This is a genomic window from Bradyrhizobium sp. LB14.3 (genome assembly GCF_040547985.1).
Taxonomy (GTDB): Bacteria; Pseudomonadota; Alphaproteobacteria; order Rhizobiales; family Xanthobacteraceae; genus Bradyrhizobium.
Map to the genome: position 1 here is coordinate 570,866 of NZ_JBEPQT010000002.1, position 14,543 is coordinate 585,408.

Annotated in this window: 16 protein-coding genes; 4 read left to right on the plus strand and 12 right to left on the minus strand. The window is 63.5% G+C overall.

The window, feature by feature from the left end:
• Positions 1-470: 470 nt before the first annotated feature.
• A complete protein-coding gene (locus tag ABIB00_RS06510; protein WP_354103773.1) occupies positions 471-1,682 on the plus strand; it encodes an acyl-CoA dehydrogenase family protein in 1,212 nt (403 codons plus the stop codon).
• Between the two features lie 21 nt (positions 1,683-1,703).
• Here the strand turns inward: ABIB00_RS06510 and ABIB00_RS06515 are convergent, their stop codons facing one another.
• The 4 genes from ABIB00_RS06515 to ABIB00_RS06530 are packed head-to-tail and all read right to left on the minus strand — an operon-like array spanning position 1,704 to position 5,309.
• Positions 1,704-2,570 carry an efflux RND transporter periplasmic adaptor subunit gene (locus ABIB00_RS06515; RefSeq protein ID WP_354103774.1) on the minus strand — a complete coding sequence of 289 codons (867 nt, stop codon included), beginning with the start codon at positions 2,568-2,570 and terminating at the stop codon, positions 1,704-1,706.
• Entirely contained in the window at positions 2,567-2,773 is a 207-nt protein-coding gene (locus ABIB00_RS06520) for a DUF1656 domain-containing protein (RefSeq protein WP_354103775.1), read from the minus strand. The genes ABIB00_RS06515 and ABIB00_RS06520 overlap by 4 nt, the downstream gene beginning before the upstream one ends.
• A complete protein-coding gene (locus tag ABIB00_RS06525; RefSeq protein WP_354103776.1) occupies positions 2,770-4,821 on the minus strand; it encodes an FUSC family protein in 2,052 nt (683 codons plus the stop codon). The genes ABIB00_RS06520 and ABIB00_RS06525 overlap by 4 nt, the downstream gene beginning before the upstream one ends.
• A gap of 2 nt (positions 4,822-4,823) precedes the next feature.
• A complete protein-coding gene (locus ABIB00_RS06530; RefSeq protein WP_354103865.1) occupies positions 4,824-5,309 on the minus strand; it encodes a MarR family winged helix-turn-helix transcriptional regulator in 486 nt (161 codons plus the stop codon).
• 213 nt (positions 5,310-5,522) lie between these two features.
• Here ABIB00_RS06530 and ABIB00_RS06535 point away from each other — a divergent pair, with 213 nt between their 5' ends.
• Positions 5,523-5,699, plus strand: a complete 177-nt coding sequence (locus ABIB00_RS06535; protein ID WP_354046661.1) for a hypothetical protein — start codon at positions 5,523-5,525, stop codon at positions 5,697-5,699.
• 10 nt (positions 5,700-5,709) lie between these two features.
• Here the strand turns inward: ABIB00_RS06535 and ABIB00_RS06540 are convergent, their stop codons facing one another.
• Positions 5,710-6,618 carry an amino acid ABC transporter substrate-binding protein gene (locus ABIB00_RS06540; RefSeq protein WP_354046659.1) on the minus strand — a complete coding sequence of 303 codons (909 nt, stop codon included), beginning with the start codon at positions 6,616-6,618 and terminating at the stop codon, positions 5,710-5,712.
• A gap of 133 nt (positions 6,619-6,751) precedes the next feature.
• On the minus strand, positions 6,752-7,171 hold the full coding sequence (locus tag ABIB00_RS06545) for a nuclear transport factor 2 family protein (protein ID WP_354103777.1): 420 nt from the start codon (positions 7,169-7,171) through the stop codon (positions 6,752-6,754).
• 145 nt (positions 7,172-7,316) lie between these two features.
• Between ABIB00_RS06545 and ABIB00_RS06550 the strand changes: the two genes are divergently transcribed.
• Both ABIB00_RS06550 and ABIB00_RS06555 read left to right on the plus strand, forming a co-directional pair.
• The gene (locus ABIB00_RS06550; protein ID WP_354103778.1) at positions 7,317-8,558 is read left to right on the plus strand and encodes an amidohydrolase family protein; all 1,242 of its coding nucleotides are present in this window, start codon (positions 7,317-7,319) and stop codon (positions 8,556-8,558) included.
• A gap of 211 nt (positions 8,559-8,769) precedes the next feature.
• Complete coding sequence (locus ABIB00_RS06555; protein WP_354103779.1) at positions 8,770-9,081, plus strand: hypothetical protein; 312 nt, start codon at positions 8,770-8,772, stop codon at positions 9,079-9,081.
• A 12-nt stretch (positions 9,082-9,093) separates the two neighbouring features.
• Here ABIB00_RS06555 and ABIB00_RS06560 read toward each other — a convergent pair whose 3' ends face one another.
• The 6 genes from ABIB00_RS06560 to ABIB00_RS06585 are packed head-to-tail and all read right to left on the minus strand — an operon-like array spanning position 9,094 to position 14,526.
• Positions 9,094-10,017 (minus strand): DUF1932 domain-containing protein, encoded by a 924-nt coding sequence (locus ABIB00_RS06560; RefSeq protein ID WP_354103780.1) that lies wholly within the window; start codon positions 10,015-10,017, stop codon positions 9,094-9,096.
• Positions 10,017-10,886 (minus strand): substrate-binding domain-containing protein, encoded by an 870-nt coding sequence (locus tag ABIB00_RS06565; protein ID WP_354103781.1) that lies wholly within the window; start codon positions 10,884-10,886, stop codon positions 10,017-10,019. The genes ABIB00_RS06560 and ABIB00_RS06565 overlap by 1 nt, the downstream gene beginning before the upstream one ends.
• 24 nt (positions 10,887-10,910) lie before the next feature.
• Entirely contained in the window at positions 10,911-11,594 is a 684-nt protein-coding gene (locus tag ABIB00_RS06570) for a 4-carboxy-4-hydroxy-2-oxoadipate aldolase/oxaloacetate decarboxylase (protein WP_354103782.1), read from the minus strand.
• Positions 11,591-12,304, minus strand: coding sequence for a PIG-L deacetylase family protein (locus ABIB00_RS06575; protein ID WP_247345618.1), 714 nt, complete (start codon positions 12,302-12,304; stop codon positions 11,591-11,593). The genes ABIB00_RS06570 and ABIB00_RS06575 overlap by 4 nt, the downstream gene beginning before the upstream one ends.
• 42 nt (positions 12,305-12,346) lie before the next feature.
• Positions 12,347-13,645 (minus strand): C4-dicarboxylate transporter DctA, encoded by a 1,299-nt coding sequence (gene dctA / locus ABIB00_RS06580; RefSeq protein ID WP_354103783.1) that lies wholly within the window; start codon positions 13,643-13,645, stop codon positions 12,347-12,349.
• Positions 13,642-14,526: an amidohydrolase family protein gene (locus ABIB00_RS06585; protein ID WP_354103866.1), complete on the minus strand. Its 885-nt coding sequence runs from the start codon at positions 14,524-14,526 to the stop codon at positions 13,642-13,644. Before ABIB00_RS06585 ends, dctA begins: the two co-directional genes overlap by 4 nt.
• Positions 14,527-14,543: the final 17 nt, after the last annotated feature.

Sequence of the window (14,543 nt, forward strand, 5' to 3'; positions counted from 1 at the left end):
GAACGCACGGGACCGGCGATCACGCTCGCTGCGGATCGACGGACAGACGTTCCTGGTTGCGGGAAGAGCCCGGGCGCAGCCTAGGACAATGCGCTCCGCGGCCTGTCGATTAGCGAACTAAGGGCGAGCGATCCGCAACGATGCGCTTCCGAAGTCCCCTTGTATTGTCATGATTTCAGCCCCCGTTTTAATTGAGGCCGATCTTAGGCACAGCGCTTTGAATTGCCAGTATCGTGTGAGCAACAGTTGCGGTTTGTTGCTTGTTATTGTCCTGCTCGCTTCTCAATCGCTGCACGACGCAAGACGGCCTGTGAACGGCCGTTAACATCGCAACGCACCATGTCGGCCCTGACCCAAGTTACGGCTGGCCAGCTGATGACGATGCAGCGCCGTGCCGCGCGATCGTCGGCGCGATTCGAATCCAGCCTGCCCCCCGAACGCAGGCGCTGATCTATCCACAGGAGGCCCAGATGCTCTACCCGATGTCGCCCAAAGTCGTCGAGCTCAAGCGCAAGCTCGAAAGCTTCATGGACCGGCACATCTATCCGAACGAGGAGCGCTTCTATCGCGAGGCGGAAGAACTCGGGCCGTGGAAGGTCTATCCGGTTGTCGAGGAGCTGAAGCCGCTGGCGCGCGCCGAAGGTCTCTGGAACCTGTTCCTGCCGGAATCCAGTCACGGCGCGGGCCTCACCAATCTCGAATATGCCCCGCTCTGCGAGGTCATGGGCCGCTCGCATCTCGCACCGGAAGTGTTCAACTGTTCGGCGCCCGACACCGGCAACATGGAGGTGCTGGAGCGCTACGGCACGGAGAAGGACAAGGAGCGCTGGCTGAAGCCGCTGCTCGCAGGCGAAATCCGCTCCTGCTTCGCCATGACCGAGCCTGCAGTCGCCTCATCCGATGCGACCAACATCGAGAGTTCGATCGTCCGCGACGGCGACCATTACGTCATCAACGGCCGCAAATGGTACACGACCAACGCGACCGACCCGCGCTGCAAGATCTGCATCTTCATGGGCAAGACCGATCCTGACAATGCAGACCGCCACAAGCAGCAATCCATGATCCTGGTGCCGATGGAGACATCAGGCCTCGAGATCAAGCGTGCCCTGCCCGTGTTCGGCTTCTACGGCGTGCCCGACCGTGCCTCCGAGGTCGTCTTCACCAATGTGCGGGTCCCAAAGGAAAACATGCTGCTCGGCGAGGGCCGCGGTTTCGAGATCGCGCAGGGACGCCTCGGACCCGGCCGCATCCACCATTGCATGCGGCTGATCGGGCTCTCCGAACGCACGCTGGAAAAGATGTGCCGCCGGGTGCGCAGTCGCGTCGCCTTCGGCAAGCCGGTTTCCGAGCAGACAGTGACGCAGGAGCGCATCGCAGAAGCCCGCATCATGATCGAGCAGGCCCGGCTGCTGACGCTCAACGCCGCCTATGCGATGGACATCGTCGGCAACAAGGTGGCGAAAGCCGAGATCGCGATGATCAAGGTCGCCGTGCCCAACATGGCCTGCCAGATCATCGACTGGGCGATCCAGGCGCACGGCGGCGGCGGCACGTCGAACGATTTTGGATTGACGCAGGCCTATGCGACCGCGCGCTTGCTGCGCCTCGCCGACGGCCCCGACGAGGTCCATCGCAATCAGATCGCACGGTTCGAACTGAAGAAATATTCGAACGCTTGAATCGAGCGATGGCAATCGCGCCTAGTTCAGCACCTCCACCGTCGCCGAGCGTCCCGCGACCAGCGACATATTCTCAGGCACCGGATCCAGCGCGATGCGTACCGGCACGCGCTGGGCGAGGCGGACCCAGCTGAAGGTCGGGTTGACGTTCGCAAGCAGGCTTGCCCCCTCGGCACGGTCGCGGTCCTCGATGCCGGCGGCGATGCTCTCGACACGGCCTGGCAGCATGACCTTCTCGCCCATCAGGCGGACCTGGACCTTGTCGCCGATACGAATGCGCGCAAGTTTTGTCTCCTCGAAGTAGCCTTCCACATGCAGCGTGTCGGTGTCGACGAGTGCCATCACGCCTTTCCCGGCCGTCACGTAAGCGCCGGGACGCAAATCCATGTTGGTGATCACGCCATTCACGGAGGCGTGGACTTCGCTGCGATCGAGGTTGAGCTGGGCGACCGCGCGGTCGGCGACGGCCGCATCGAACGCCGCCTTGGCCTGGAGCTGGGTGGCCAGCACCTGCTCCTGCTTCTGCTGCGACACGGCGTCGGTCGTCAAGGCGTTGTAGCGCTTCAGATCGGCATTGGCCTGGTCGAGCGTCGCCTGATGACCGGCCACCGATGCATCGGCTTGCCGCAACACCAGCGCAAAACGTTCACGGTCGATCCGGAACAACACGTCGCCGCGATGAACCTTCTGGTTGTCCTTCACCAGCACTTCGGTCACGAAGCCCGACACATCGGGCGCGACCTGCACCACATCGGCACGCACGCGGCCGTCGCGGGTCCACGGCTGCTCCATATAATAGACCCAGAGCTCACGGCCGACAGCGAGTGCCGCGACGATGGCAAGCGCGGTGAGTGCGAGGCGACCGAGCCAGGCAAAATTCCCCTTCATGGCAAAAACTCCGAGAGATAGACGACGACGCCGAGAAGGCAGACGAAGATCGCGAAATCGAACAGCGCGCGGTGCCAAACCAGCCGATAAAGATCGAAGCGCTGCATGAACCGGCGAAGCACGGCGCTCAATGCATAGGCGATGATGATCCACAACAGCAGCGCCGGCACGAGCACGCCGTAGAGGTCGATCTGATATCTCATGCCGCAACACTCTCGCCTGTGCGCGGCCGATAGGCCGGTGCGTCCGGAAACAGGCCGCGGCGGATGCCGACGAGGCCGATCAGGGCATCCTCGCGCGCTGTTTCGTTGGGATCCTTCAACGCCCGGGCCAGCGCCCGATCGACGCTGGTCAGGAGTTCGACCGGCATTCCATCGCCCGCATATTTGCGGCAGGCGATGGCGAGCTGGTCGAGCATGTCGTCGATGACGGAAATGGTCGACGCCGCGAGGCCATAGCGAGCGCGTCGCAGGTCGATGATGTTGATCCCGATGCGAAGCTGGACCAGGCTGTCGGCATCGCGGCGATCGCTCTCCGACAGAAAAGCGATGCGTTGCACCAACAATCCGAGCCGGTGCAGCATGAGGCCGGCAAACTCCGCCCGGTCGCGCTTGCCGCGGCGCTCGGCAGCGACCGCGAGCGTCGTCCAGTTCGACAGCACCAGGCGATTGGCGATCCACTCGGCCCCCACCCCACGTGCGATGCGCGTCACGAGTTCGGCGATGGCCACGCCGACGAAGAAGGCGACCGCCGAATTGGCGTAAGACGCAAAATCCGCGCTGTAGGTCGATTGCAGCGCCAGCAGCGTCGCCGTGTTGGCCGCGAGCGCCATGCCGGTGCCGGCCGTCGCCGGCCGCGCAATCAGGAAGCCGTAGAGCAAGAAGGTCGGCGCGAGCGCGGCGACGAGCACCTCAATATGAGAAATCGCAGGCACCAGCGCGAACAAATAGACCGCGACGACCACAATGGCGACCAGCGACCACAGGCCAAAGCTGCGGATGAAGCGTGCGGGCTCGTCCTGCGCGGCGAAGAAGGAACACGCGACCGCAGCCATCATCGGCGCCGACGCGCCGTCGGGCCAGCCGGTCCCGATCCAGAACGCGCAGCAGATCAGGATGGCCGTGGCCGCACCGGCCGCCGACCACAAAGCAAGGCCGCGGTCGCGATGACGCACGGGCGCGGCGCCGGCCTCGGAGTGAAAGGCCAGATCGAGGGTTGTAACATTGCTGCCTTCGGCAATCGCCTCGGTCAACGCACGGCAGTCGCGTGATAGGTCGACCAGGTCGCGCAGCCGCGACAGCAGGCTCGTGGTGATGATCCGCTCCCAGGACGCCATGTCATCGAGCACCGCCTGCCGCTCCGCGATGACGGCGCGGATCCGCTCGGCCGGCTGCCGTGCGCTGAGGTCGCTCGTGATCCATTGCGCCAGATCCTGCAGCAGCCGCTTCAACTCGGGCTGCCGGCGCAGTGCCTCCTCACCTAACGCGGCCAGCCGATCCTCGAGCGAGGCGATCACCGGCAACAGCATCAGCATGCGCAAGCGGATTTCACCGAGGCTACTCACCGCATTGCGATCGGTCAGCCGGTCATAGGCAAGATGGGTGGAGAGCGTGTCGATCTCGACGATGTCGGTTGCGAGCTTGAGGCGCCTGGGGCGGCGGGATTCGCTGGTGCCCTCGCGCAACAGCACGGCCTGGCTGAGACGGCGCGCATCAGACAGCCAGAGATCGACACGGCTCGCAACCGCAGGTGCAACGCTGCGGGGGAAGATGATGGTGGAGACGAGGCTGGCGCAGATGATGCCGAGCGAAATCTCTTCGACCCGAGATACCGCCGTGTCAAAGATGGCGCCGGGCTCGGACACAGCGGGAAAGCCGATCAGCGCGACAGTGTAGCCGGCCAGCATGAAGACATAGCTGCGCGGCGTGCCGTCGAGCAGCGACAGATAAAGGCAGAGCCCGACCCAGAGCGCGATCGCAAGGCACAGAAGCTCGGGCGAATTGATCAGGTTCGGCACCAATGCCACCGTCATGATCGCGCCGACCAGCGTGCCCATCACCCGGAAGAATGCCTTCGAGCTGGTCGCACCCGCCAGCGGCTGCGAGGTGATGTAGACGGTGGCCATCGCCCAATAGGGCCGCGGCAAGTCCATCGCCAGCGCGATGACGAGCGCCAGGATCGACGCGGCAAACGTCTTCAACGCGAAAATGAGGTCCGCGTGGCGGACCAGGAACGGCTCGTCTGCGCGCATGACTATTTCGCCTCTGGAAACGCCTTTGGAAGTGCCTTGGCTTCCTGCAGGCGACTGGCCCGCTGCTCGATGCGCTGAAGAGTCTCGAAGGTTATCGCAAGTTCCTCGGGCCCGACATCCCTGAGGAGACTGGCCCGAACGCGCCGCAGAATCCGGTTGGTCTCCTCGACCTTGGCATCGCCCGCCTTGGTCAGATGTAGCGTTTTGGCACGGCGGTCGGTTGGGTCTTCCCGGCGTTCAACCAGACCCTCGGCCTGGAGCAGGTCGATCAACCGGACCAGCGATGGCCCCTCGATACCGAGCTCGTCGGCGAGCACACCCTGCCGGACGTTCGCGCCCTGGCGCGACAACACCAGCAGCGGGATAGCCGTCGCATAGGACAGGCCGTGATCGGACAACGCCTGATCAGACTCGCGCCGCCAGATCCGGCCAAGGCGCGTGACGAGCCGGCCGATTTCGGCGTGGATATGAGCCTGCGAAGGAGCCATGCAAATTAGATAGGACACGAACTATTAGTCTGCGACTATACAGCCTCGTATATTCAGCCGATCACGCAAAAGCGAACAAGGACAGCGCAGACGGAACCGGATTCCGCGACGGACGGAACTGCCCGGCATTCGCTACGCCTGGCGCTTGCTCGGCCTGCTCATCGTACGCTAACGGAGGAATTGTCGCGCAGCACGGCGATCAGCCGTCAGGGCATGATCATGGGCCTCAATCAGTCGCTGATGTCAGGCGCCAATATCAGCGCCCCACTAATTAGCGGCGCGCTGATCGGCCATCGGCTCTTCGTCTCGTGGGCGTTGGCAATGGCTGCGATCGCGGCAATCGGCGTGGCGCTGGCCGGCCAACTCCTCGACACGCCGCGGACGCGCTAGCGCCCTCGCCTCAGTTCACCGCATACACATCAGGATCAAAACTGGAGCTCGGTTTCTTGAAGGAGCTGCGCAGGGCCGGTGACATCGGGACGTTGTAGTTGAGGCCGCTCGGCGGCGTCGGCGATTGCAGCCACTTCTTGTAGAGGACCTCGATCTCCGGGCTCGCGTACAGCTCCGCAGTCGCGCGGTCGGCGAGCGCCTTGAACGGCGCGTCCTCCCGCCGCAGCATGATCCCGTAAGGCTCCGGCTTCGAGAACGTCTCCTCGCTGATCATGAACAGCTGCGGCTCCTTCGAGCGCGCGATCGCGACTGCGAGCTGCACGTCGTCGAGCGCGTAGGCCTGCGCGCGGTCGGTTTCCAGCAACAGGAAGGCCTCGGCCTGATCCTTGGCCGGCATCACGTTGATGCCGAGATTGCGCTCGGTGTTGACCTTGGCGAGCTGCGTCAAATTGACCGAGCCGGCCACTGCCGTCACCGCCTTGCCCTTGAGATCGTCGATGGTGTTGATCTTCGCGGCTTTCTTGGCCGCAAATCGCGTTGCGCTGAGGAAGTGCGTATTGGTAAAGGCGACCTGCTTCTGGCGATCGGCGTTGTTGGTGGTGGCCGAGCAATGCAGATCGAGCGTGCCGTTGACCATCAGCGGAATCCGGTTCGACGACGTCACGGCGAGAGTGTCGACCGCGATGTCGGGCATGCCGAGCTGCTTCTTCACGGCGTCGACGATCTTGAGGCAGATGTCCATGGCGAAGCCGACCGGCTTCTGGTTTCCGTCCAGATAGCTGAACGGGACCGAAGCCTCCTGATAACCCAGCGTGATCTTCCTGGTCTCCTTGACCTTCTGGAGCGTACCCGTGAGGTCTTCGGCTGAGGCGGCAGTCGCAAGGCATGTGAGGGCCAGGACAACGGTGGGTAAACGCATCGGGGGCTCCTAAAGAAACTTGCGCGTCCATGCCGGGCGCAGCAATCGCAAGGTTGATAGCGCAGGCACGCGCCAGCCGCCAGCGGCCGTTTGTCTCCGTCAAATCGGGGCGGCTCGAGCGCCGGGACGGCTCTTACGCGTCGATGCCGCGCTGGATCAGGATGCGCTCGGCGCTGTCGTTCCAGACGTCCATCTTGGTGATCTTGCCGTTCCGCACCACGAAGCGGTCGACGTAGCGGTTGCCCTCGAACGGGGTCCCATCTTTCCATTCGCCGTAGAGCGTTCCGATGCTGTAGACCACGGTCTCGCCGTCGCCGGGGCAGACGTCGAACCGGTCCATCTTCTTCTTGACCCAGCGGTAACGCTTGGCGTTGAAGGAGGTCGGGCCGCGCGGATGATCGAACTCGCGCCCGCCGGTAAAGGTGATCACCGTGCCCAGCGCCATGTAGGCCGCCGCGGCATCCGGATCGGGGATCATGGATGCGGTAAGATAGGCTTCCACGATCGCGGCATCGGACAACGGACCGGCTTCAGCTCTTGCGGCAACGGACATGGCTCATTCTCCCGGGGTTTGCGCAACACTAACCCCGCTCCCGGGGAACACGTGCATATATTTTGAACATTTCCCTCGCTACACTGCCGATAATCTGGAGCCGCCGATCCCGGCCGATTGCTCTAAATTCCTTCCGCAAGAAGCCATGACCACGCAATCAGCATTTGACCTGATTTTTCGCAACGCCGTGTTGCGCGGTGCTGCCAGCCCCGTGGATATCGGCGTCACGCGCGGCCGCATCACCGCCATCGAACCGACACTCGCCTGCGAGGCCATCGAGGTCAATGTCGGCGGGCGCCTCGCCCTGCCCGGCTTCGTCGACAGCCACATCCATCTCGACAAGGCCTGCCTGCTCGGCCGCTGCGATCATAATCACGGCAGCGTCTCGCAAGCGATCCGCGCCGTTGCCGGGATGAAGAAGGACTTTACGGTCGAGGACGTTTATGCACGCGGCGCCAGGGTGCTGGAACGCGCCATCGTGCACGGCACGACGCGCATGCGAACCCATGTCGAGATCGATCCGCGCATCGGCTTGCGCAGCTTCGAGGCGGTCAAGTCGCTCAAGCGCGACTATGCCTGGGCAATCGACCTTTCGCTCTGTGTGTTTCCGCAGGAAGGCCTCACCAACGATCCCGGCAGCGAAGGGCTGCTGATCCAGGCGCTCCGCGACGCCGGCGAGGTGATCGGTGGCTGCCCCTACACGGACACCGACCCGAACGCGCATCTCGCACGCATCTTCGATCTTGCCGAAGCGTTCGACGTCGACGTCGATCTCCATCTCGATTTCGATCTCGATCCCTCCTGGTGGCATCTCGACGAGGTCTGCCGGCAGACCGAGCGGCGCAACTACGGGGGGCGCGTGGCGATCGGCCACGCGACGAAACTCTCCGCACTGCCACCGGAGCGGCTGAAGGCCGCCACCGCGCAACTGGCGCAAGCCGGCGTTGCCGTCACCGTGCTGCCGGCAACCGATCTCTATCTGATGGGGCGCGAAGCGACCCACAACGCGCCGCGCGGGCTGACACTCGCCCACAAGCTCGCCGGCGAAGGCGTGCTGTGCTCGGTCGCGACCAACAACGTGCTCAATCCCTTCACGCCGTTCGGCGATGCCTCACTGCTGCGAATGGCGAATTTCTACGCCAATGTCGCACATGCCTCGGTCAACGACTTCGACACCTGCCTCGATCTCGTGACCGAGCTGCCGGCGCGGCTGATGAACCTTAGGGATTACGGCATCAAGGTCGGAAACCCCGCCGATCTCGTCGTGCTCGATACGCAAGACAGCCGCTTCGCCATCGCGGAGTTGCCGGATATCGTGATGGGCTTCAAGGACGGCCGGCAAACGTTTGCGCGGCAGCGGCCCACTGTGTTCCGCCCCGGTTCCTGATCCGCTCCCAATGCATATCTGTATTGAAGCGCGGCTGATCGCCAGCAACTTCCGTTCGATATTACCGCCGATCGTTTCAAAATTCCAAATCCGGTAGATTCCCGGATAGTAGATTCTTGCTGATTCCCGATAGCTGCGCGCATTGCAAATCCCGCGGTGCCGGTCATTGCAGGACCTGCACTGATGTCTGCATTCAACGGGAAGCATCGACATGTTCAGCGCATTCAGCAGTATCGACACTCACACCATTCGAGCGAGAACGCCCAGCGAGGCTGCGGTGAAGCGGCTCGACGGCATCGGGCATGTCCTGTCGGACCTCGATCTGGCCGGCGTCCGGACCCAGGATGACCTGACGCGCACGCTCCTCACGCTCGATATCGCCGACAAGTGCATTCGGTCGATCCGCGCAGAATTCCGCACTGAAGCCGCGACCGATCGGCTGGCCCGCAAAGCCGAGAACCTGATGGCGCTGATCGAACGCGCCCGCGACGAGTTCACCGGCTGTCGCACGGCAAAATCCTGAGCAGCAACCGCTTTATTTCTCGCGATTGATCTTCGCCAGGATTTTGTCCGCTTCGGTGCGCCAGTCGGCGCTGCGGGCGAATTCCTTCGTTCCCTTAGGTCCGAACACCCCTTCGTCGGCGAGATCGGCGACCCAGCCCTGACGCTCGGCGGTGCCCTGCGCGGACCACGGCGTCAGCCCCGCCTCGCGCACGGTCTCTGCGACCTCGCGCACTTCCTCGGCGCGGCGGCGGCCATGCTCGATCACGCGCTGGAAGAAATAAGCACCCTGCTTCTCCCAATTGATCGTGGGAAAGGTTTCCGCCAGGGAAGCCAGCACCGCATCCTCGACGCCATAGGCGCGCGCGGTGGTGAAGCTCTCGATCACCATGGCCTCCAGGCCCTTGATCATGATGCTGCGGCACATCTTTACCGCCGAGGAAACACCGAGCTTGTCGCTCACAACCTTGGCCGCAAAACCGATCGCGTTCAAAAGCGGCTCCAGCTCCCTGGCGCCGGGACCGCCGAGCAGCAGCGGCACCTTGATCCTATAAGGCGGCACCGAGGTCATCACGGCACCCTCGACATAGTGCCCGGCGGCGCCGTCGATCAGCGCCGCAGCGCGTTGCTTGGCGCCGGGCGACGCCGAATTGAAATCCAGAAACCAGGTGCCCTGATTGATCGCGGCGGCGCAGGCTTGCGCCACGGGCACGGCCTGACTCGCCGTGACGGCAGAGATGAGGAAATCGGATTTCGTGGTCAGCTCGGCGTGAGAAGCGGCCAGCCCGACACCGAATTTCGCCGCATGCTCTTTCAGGGACGCGCCCTGCTCGCCCCCGAGCTTGACGTCATAGGCTGAGACCTTGATGCCCTGCTGGCGCAGATCCTCGGCCAAAATCCTGCCGACCTCGCCATAGCCGACCAGCCCGATCTGCCAGAGCCTGGGATCACCCGCCATCAGTTCAGTCCTCGCGTCGTCTCGTCGAAGAGATCCTCGACCGCATATCGGCGCGGGATCAGCGACTGCTGGAACGCGTAGTCGACGATCAGCTCCAGCGGCTTTCTGTTCGCCTCGAACCCGAATGGCACGAGATCAGGTGTTGCCGCCGCGCCGATCTGTTCCTTGTTCTGCTTGAGGAGATCATAGACGCCCGCGACCACATCAGGGTGCGATTTCGCGAGCTGCTCGGTCACGACCACGAGATGGTTGACTGGCACGACGCCGCGACGCGCGTACCATTTGGCGGCTTCCGCGGCCGGATCGGGGAACAGCGTCTTCAGCTTGGGATCATTCGAGGCCTCGCCGAGGACGGCGTCGAGCTCACCGTCGAGCAGCATCTGCAGGATCTTCTTGTCCTTCGGTGCGCGCTCGGTGGTGTCGACATATTCGGCGACGTGCGGATCCTCGAAGGTCACCCAGCGGATGTTGTCGAGATTGACGCCGCAATCGTTGGCGAGGATGCCCCTGATCCAGGCGCCGGTCGTGGTCGTGAACGAGCGGATGCCGACGCGCTTGCCTTCGAGATCGGACGGGCCGAGCGTTCCATGCGCAGGATTATAGAGCGCGTAGGAATGCTGGAAGCGACCGAGCATGGTGGCCGGCAGCAGCACCAGCGGCTTGCAATGCGCCTTCGCCATCAGATAGGTGACGATTGCCATCTCGCAGACGTCAAAAGCCTGCTCGCGCACCATCGGCTTGAATGCGGTGTTGGTCGGCGTGTAATCGATGAAATCGAGATCGAAACGGTCGGAGCGGAGCTCGCCGCTCTTCACCGACCGGACATGGAGATGACTGCCCAGCACGGCCTTCAGCTTGAGACGATCCATCAGCGCACTCCGCTTCTGTTCGCTTTAGACGTCCTCGGGATTGTCGACATAGACGAGCCCCGCCTTCGCCAAGGCCTCGCGCATGCTGTACATATCGAGCCCGAGTTCGCCCGAGCCGAGCCGCGTGCGCTTGCCGCCCTCGTCCGCATTGCGCTTCTTCGCCTTCTCGGCGACCTCGGCCGCATAGCGCTTCGGCACCGCGACGACGCCGTCGTCATCGGCCACGATGATGTCGCCAGGATCGACGTTGACGCCGGCGCAGACTACGGGGACGTTGACCGAGCCGAGCGTCGCTTTCACCGTCCCCTTGGCTGAAACCGCGCGCGACCACACCGGAAACTTCATCTCGTGCAGCGCTTTGACGTCGCGGCAACCGGCATCGATGATCAGCCCCTGCACGCCGCGTGCCTGAAGCGACGTCGCGAGCAGCTCGCCGAACATGCCGTCGGTGTTGTCCGTGGTGCAGCCGACGACGAGGATGTCGCCCTTTTTGCACTGCTCGACCGCGACATGGATCATCCAATTGTCGCCGGGCTGCGCCAGCACGGTGACCGCGGGACCGGCAATCGAAGCGCCCGGCCAGACCGGCCGCAAGTACGGCTTCATCAGGCCGATGCGGCCATAGGCCTCGTGCACGGTCGAAACGCCGTATTCGGCCATGCCGGCGGGATCGGCACGCTTGATGTTGCGAACGACGACCGGCCTCATGCCAGCACCTCTGCAACCGTCGGGAACAGGCGCTGATAGGCCTCGCCATAGGTCATCGGCACGCCGGTGTTGCGGCTGCCCTGGATGCCGCGGTTAAGCGCGACGCGCTCGTAATAGCCCCAGAGATGTTTTTGCGCAGCGAGGATCTGGAATGCCTCGTACTTCTCCTTCCAGACCTCGTCGATCTTGAGGAGCAGGTCCGGTTTGTAATTGCACTGCTCCGGCTGGTGCGGCTCGAACAGGAACACCGGCGGCGCGGAGTATTGGTACTGCGCGCCGGGCTTGTGGCCCATGGCCTGCGCGACCACGCGGGTTTCCTGCGCAAAATGCGCCGCGTTCGGATGGTCAAAATTATAGGGGTCTTCCAACGCGTGCGTCAGCACGAAACTGGGATTGAGTTCGCGGTAGATGTCGACCATGCGGTCGAAATGCGCTTCGTTGAGCTTCAGCGGATAGTCGCCGCAATCGAAGAACTCGATCTCGGCGCCGAGCAGCTTTGCGGCCCGCTCCGCCTCGTCCTTGCGGCCCGCCTTGACCGACTCCAGCGTCGCGCCTTTTTCCTTCCAGGCGAACTGGCTCTCACCGCGCTCGCCAAAGGACATGCAGACGATCTTCATGCGAAAGCCCTTCTTCGCATGCAGCGCGATGGCGCCACCGGCGCGCCAGACGAAATCGCCCGGATGGGCGGTGATCACGAGACCTGTTTTCATGGGACAAACTCCCCTCTTTTGTTCGTAAGCGTCATCAGTTCATCAAGCAGCGGCAGCGGGTTCCCCGCCGTCGAGCACGCGCTTCAGGCGTTCGCCATCGAGCGCGCCTTCCCATTTGGCAATCGCGATGGTCGCGACTGCGTTCCCGATCAGATTGGTCGGCGTCAGCCCCTGCGACATCAGGCGATGGATGCCGAGCACCAGCGCGACGCTCGTCACGGGAATGCTGCCGGTAGCCGACAGGGTCGCCGCCAGCACGACAAAGGCGGCGCCCGCGATTCCCGCCGCGCCCTTGGAGGTCACGAGCAGGATCAAGAGCAGCTCGATCTGCTCGGCGAGCCCGAGCGGCGTGTTGGTCGCCTGCGCCAGGAACACCGAGGCGGCGGCGAGATAGAGGCAGGTGCCGTCGAGATTGAAGGAATAGCCGGTCGGGATCACGAGCCCGACCACGCTCTTCTCGCAGCCGGCCTTCTCCAGCTTGGTCAGCATCCGCGGCAGCACCGTCTCGGACGATGTCGTGGCAATGCAGATCAGCAACTCTTCCCAGATGTAGCGGATCAGCTTGAGGAGCGAGAAGCCGCAGAGACGCGCAACGGGGCCGAGCGCCACGATGATGAAGATCACGCAGGTGAAATAAAAGCCGCCCAGCAGCTTGCCGAGGGATGCCAGCGAGCCGACGCCGAACTTGCCGACTGTAAAGGCAATGGCGCCGAACGCGCCGATCGGGGCCGCCCACATTACGAAACCGACGACGGCGAACACCATCCTGGCAACGATGTCGATCAGATTGACCAGCGGCGCGGCCCGCTCGCCGAGCTGCACCAGCGCAAAGCCTGATAGCACCGAGATGAACAGAACCTGGAGGATGTTGCCCTCGGCAAAGGCGCCGATGAAGGTCGCCGGCACGATGTTGATCAGGAACGGCACGAAGCCGATCACGGCGGTCTGCTTGACATAGGGCTCGATCGCGCTGGCATTGATGCTGGCGGGATCGATGTTCATGCCGACGCCGGGCTTGAGCAGGTTGACCGCCACGAGGCCGATGATCAGCGCGATCGTGGTCATGACCTCGAAATAGACGATCGCCTTGACGGCGACGCGCCCGACACGGGCCATGTCGGCCATATGCGCGATGCCATGGACGACGGTGCAGAAGATGATCGGCGCGATCAGCATGCGGATCGCCTTGATGAAGGCGTCCCCAAGCGGCTGCATCTTGGCGCCCGCCTCGGGATTGACGATCCCAAGCGCAATGCCGGCCGCCATGGCGATGAGCACCTGGATCCAGAGCTCCTTCCACCAGGCGCGGCCGCGCGGCTTGTCGATCGCTAGCGCCGTCATTGGTCGAACTCGAACAGGCGCGCCGGATTGTCGACGAGGATCTTCTGCTGATACTCCGGCTCCGGCGCGAACAGCGGGATCAAATCGACGAGATCCCCGTCATTCGGCATCGCCTTGACATTGGGATGCGGCCAATCGGTGCCCCAGATGACACGGTCGGGCGCCGTCTCGACGATTTTTCGCGCGAACGGCACGGCGTCGGTGAACGGCGGACCGCTGGAAGACACCCGCTCCGAGCCGCAGATCTTGACCCAGCACTTCTCGTCGCGCTGCATCAGCTCGATCAGGATCTTGAACGGCAGCTGATCGAGCCCTTCGGATGCCTTCACCCGTCCCATATGGTCGATGGTGTAGCTCAGCGGCAGCTTTGCCAGCATGTCGGCATATTCGGGCAGGTCGATCGCGTCGAAATGCAGGTCGATGTGCCAGCCGAGCGGCGCGACCATCGCGATGACCCGATTGAACACGCTCTTGTCGGGAACGCCGCCGAGATGGCGGACGAAATTGAAGCGGCAGCCGCGGAAGCCGCCCTCGTGCAGCACGTGAAGCCCGCGCTCGATGATGGTGTCGTCGATATTGGCGACCGCGCGATAGGCGCCGTTACTCTGCGCGATGGCATCGAGCGCCACCGTGTTGTCGGTGCCGTGCACACTGGCATTGACGATGACGGCACGCTCAACGCCGAGCTGAGCATGCAGCGCGCGGAAATCCTCGATCGGCGCATCCGGCGGCGTGTAGGAGCGGTCCGGCGCGTAAGGGTATTTCGCGCCGGGTCCGAAGATGTGGCAATGCGCGTCGCAGGACAGCTTCGGCAGCTTGAACTTCGGCGTGCGCGTGTTCGGGTCGGGCGGCGGAATGGTCGGCGTGTACATCATTGCCATCAGATAAACCGCCGAAC

Coding starts and splice junctions, on each gene's coding strand:
- ABIB00_RS06510 (WP_354103773.1), top strand. CDS start 471: ATGCTCTACCCGATGTCGCCCAAAGTCGTCGAGCTCAAGCGCAAGCTC.
- ABIB00_RS06515 (WP_354103774.1), bottom strand. CDS start 2,570: ATGAAGGGGAATTTTGCCTGGCTCGGTCGCCTCGCACTCACCGCGCTT.
- ABIB00_RS06520 (WP_354103775.1), bottom strand. CDS start 2,773: ATGAGATATCAGATCGACCTCTACGGCGTGCTCGTGCCGGCGCTGCTG.
- ABIB00_RS06525 (WP_354103776.1), bottom strand. CDS start 4,821: ATGCGCGCAGACGAGCCGTTCCTGGTCCGCCACGCGGACCTCATTTTC.
- ABIB00_RS06530 (WP_354103865.1), bottom strand. CDS start 5,309: ATGGCTCCTTCGCAGGCTCATATCCACGCCGAAATCGGCCGGCTCGTC.
- ABIB00_RS06535 (WP_354046661.1), top strand. CDS start 5,523: ATGATCATGGGCCTCAATCAGTCGCTGATGTCAGGCGCCAATATCAGC.
- ABIB00_RS06540 (WP_354046659.1), bottom strand. CDS start 6,618: ATGCGTTTACCCACCGTTGTCCTGGCCCTCACATGCCTTGCGACTGCC.
- ABIB00_RS06545 (WP_354103777.1), bottom strand. CDS start 7,171: ATGTCCGTTGCCGCAAGAGCTGAAGCCGGTCCGTTGTCCGATGCCGCG.
- ABIB00_RS06550 (WP_354103778.1), top strand. CDS start 7,317: ATGACCACGCAATCAGCATTTGACCTGATTTTTCGCAACGCCGTGTTG.
- ABIB00_RS06555 (WP_354103779.1), top strand. CDS start 8,770: ATGTTCAGCGCATTCAGCAGTATCGACACTCACACCATTCGAGCGAGA.
- ABIB00_RS06560 (WP_354103780.1), bottom strand. CDS start 10,017: ATGGCGGGTGATCCCAGGCTCTGGCAGATCGGGCTGGTCGGCTATGGC.
- ABIB00_RS06565 (WP_354103781.1), bottom strand. CDS start 10,886: ATGGATCGTCTCAAGCTGAAGGCCGTGCTGGGCAGTCATCTCCATGTC.
- ABIB00_RS06570 (WP_354103782.1), bottom strand. CDS start 11,594: ATGAGGCCGGTCGTCGTTCGCAACATCAAGCGTGCCGATCCCGCCGGC.
- ABIB00_RS06575 (WP_247345618.1), bottom strand. CDS start 12,304: ATGAAAACAGGTCTCGTGATCACCGCCCATCCGGGCGATTTCGTCTGG.
- dctA (WP_354103783.1), bottom strand. CDS start 13,645: ATGACGGCGCTAGCGATCGACAAGCCGCGCGGCCGCGCCTGGTGGAAG.
- ABIB00_RS06585 (WP_354103866.1), bottom strand. CDS start 14,526: ATGGCAATGATGTACACGCCGACCATTCCGCCGCCCGACCCGAACACG.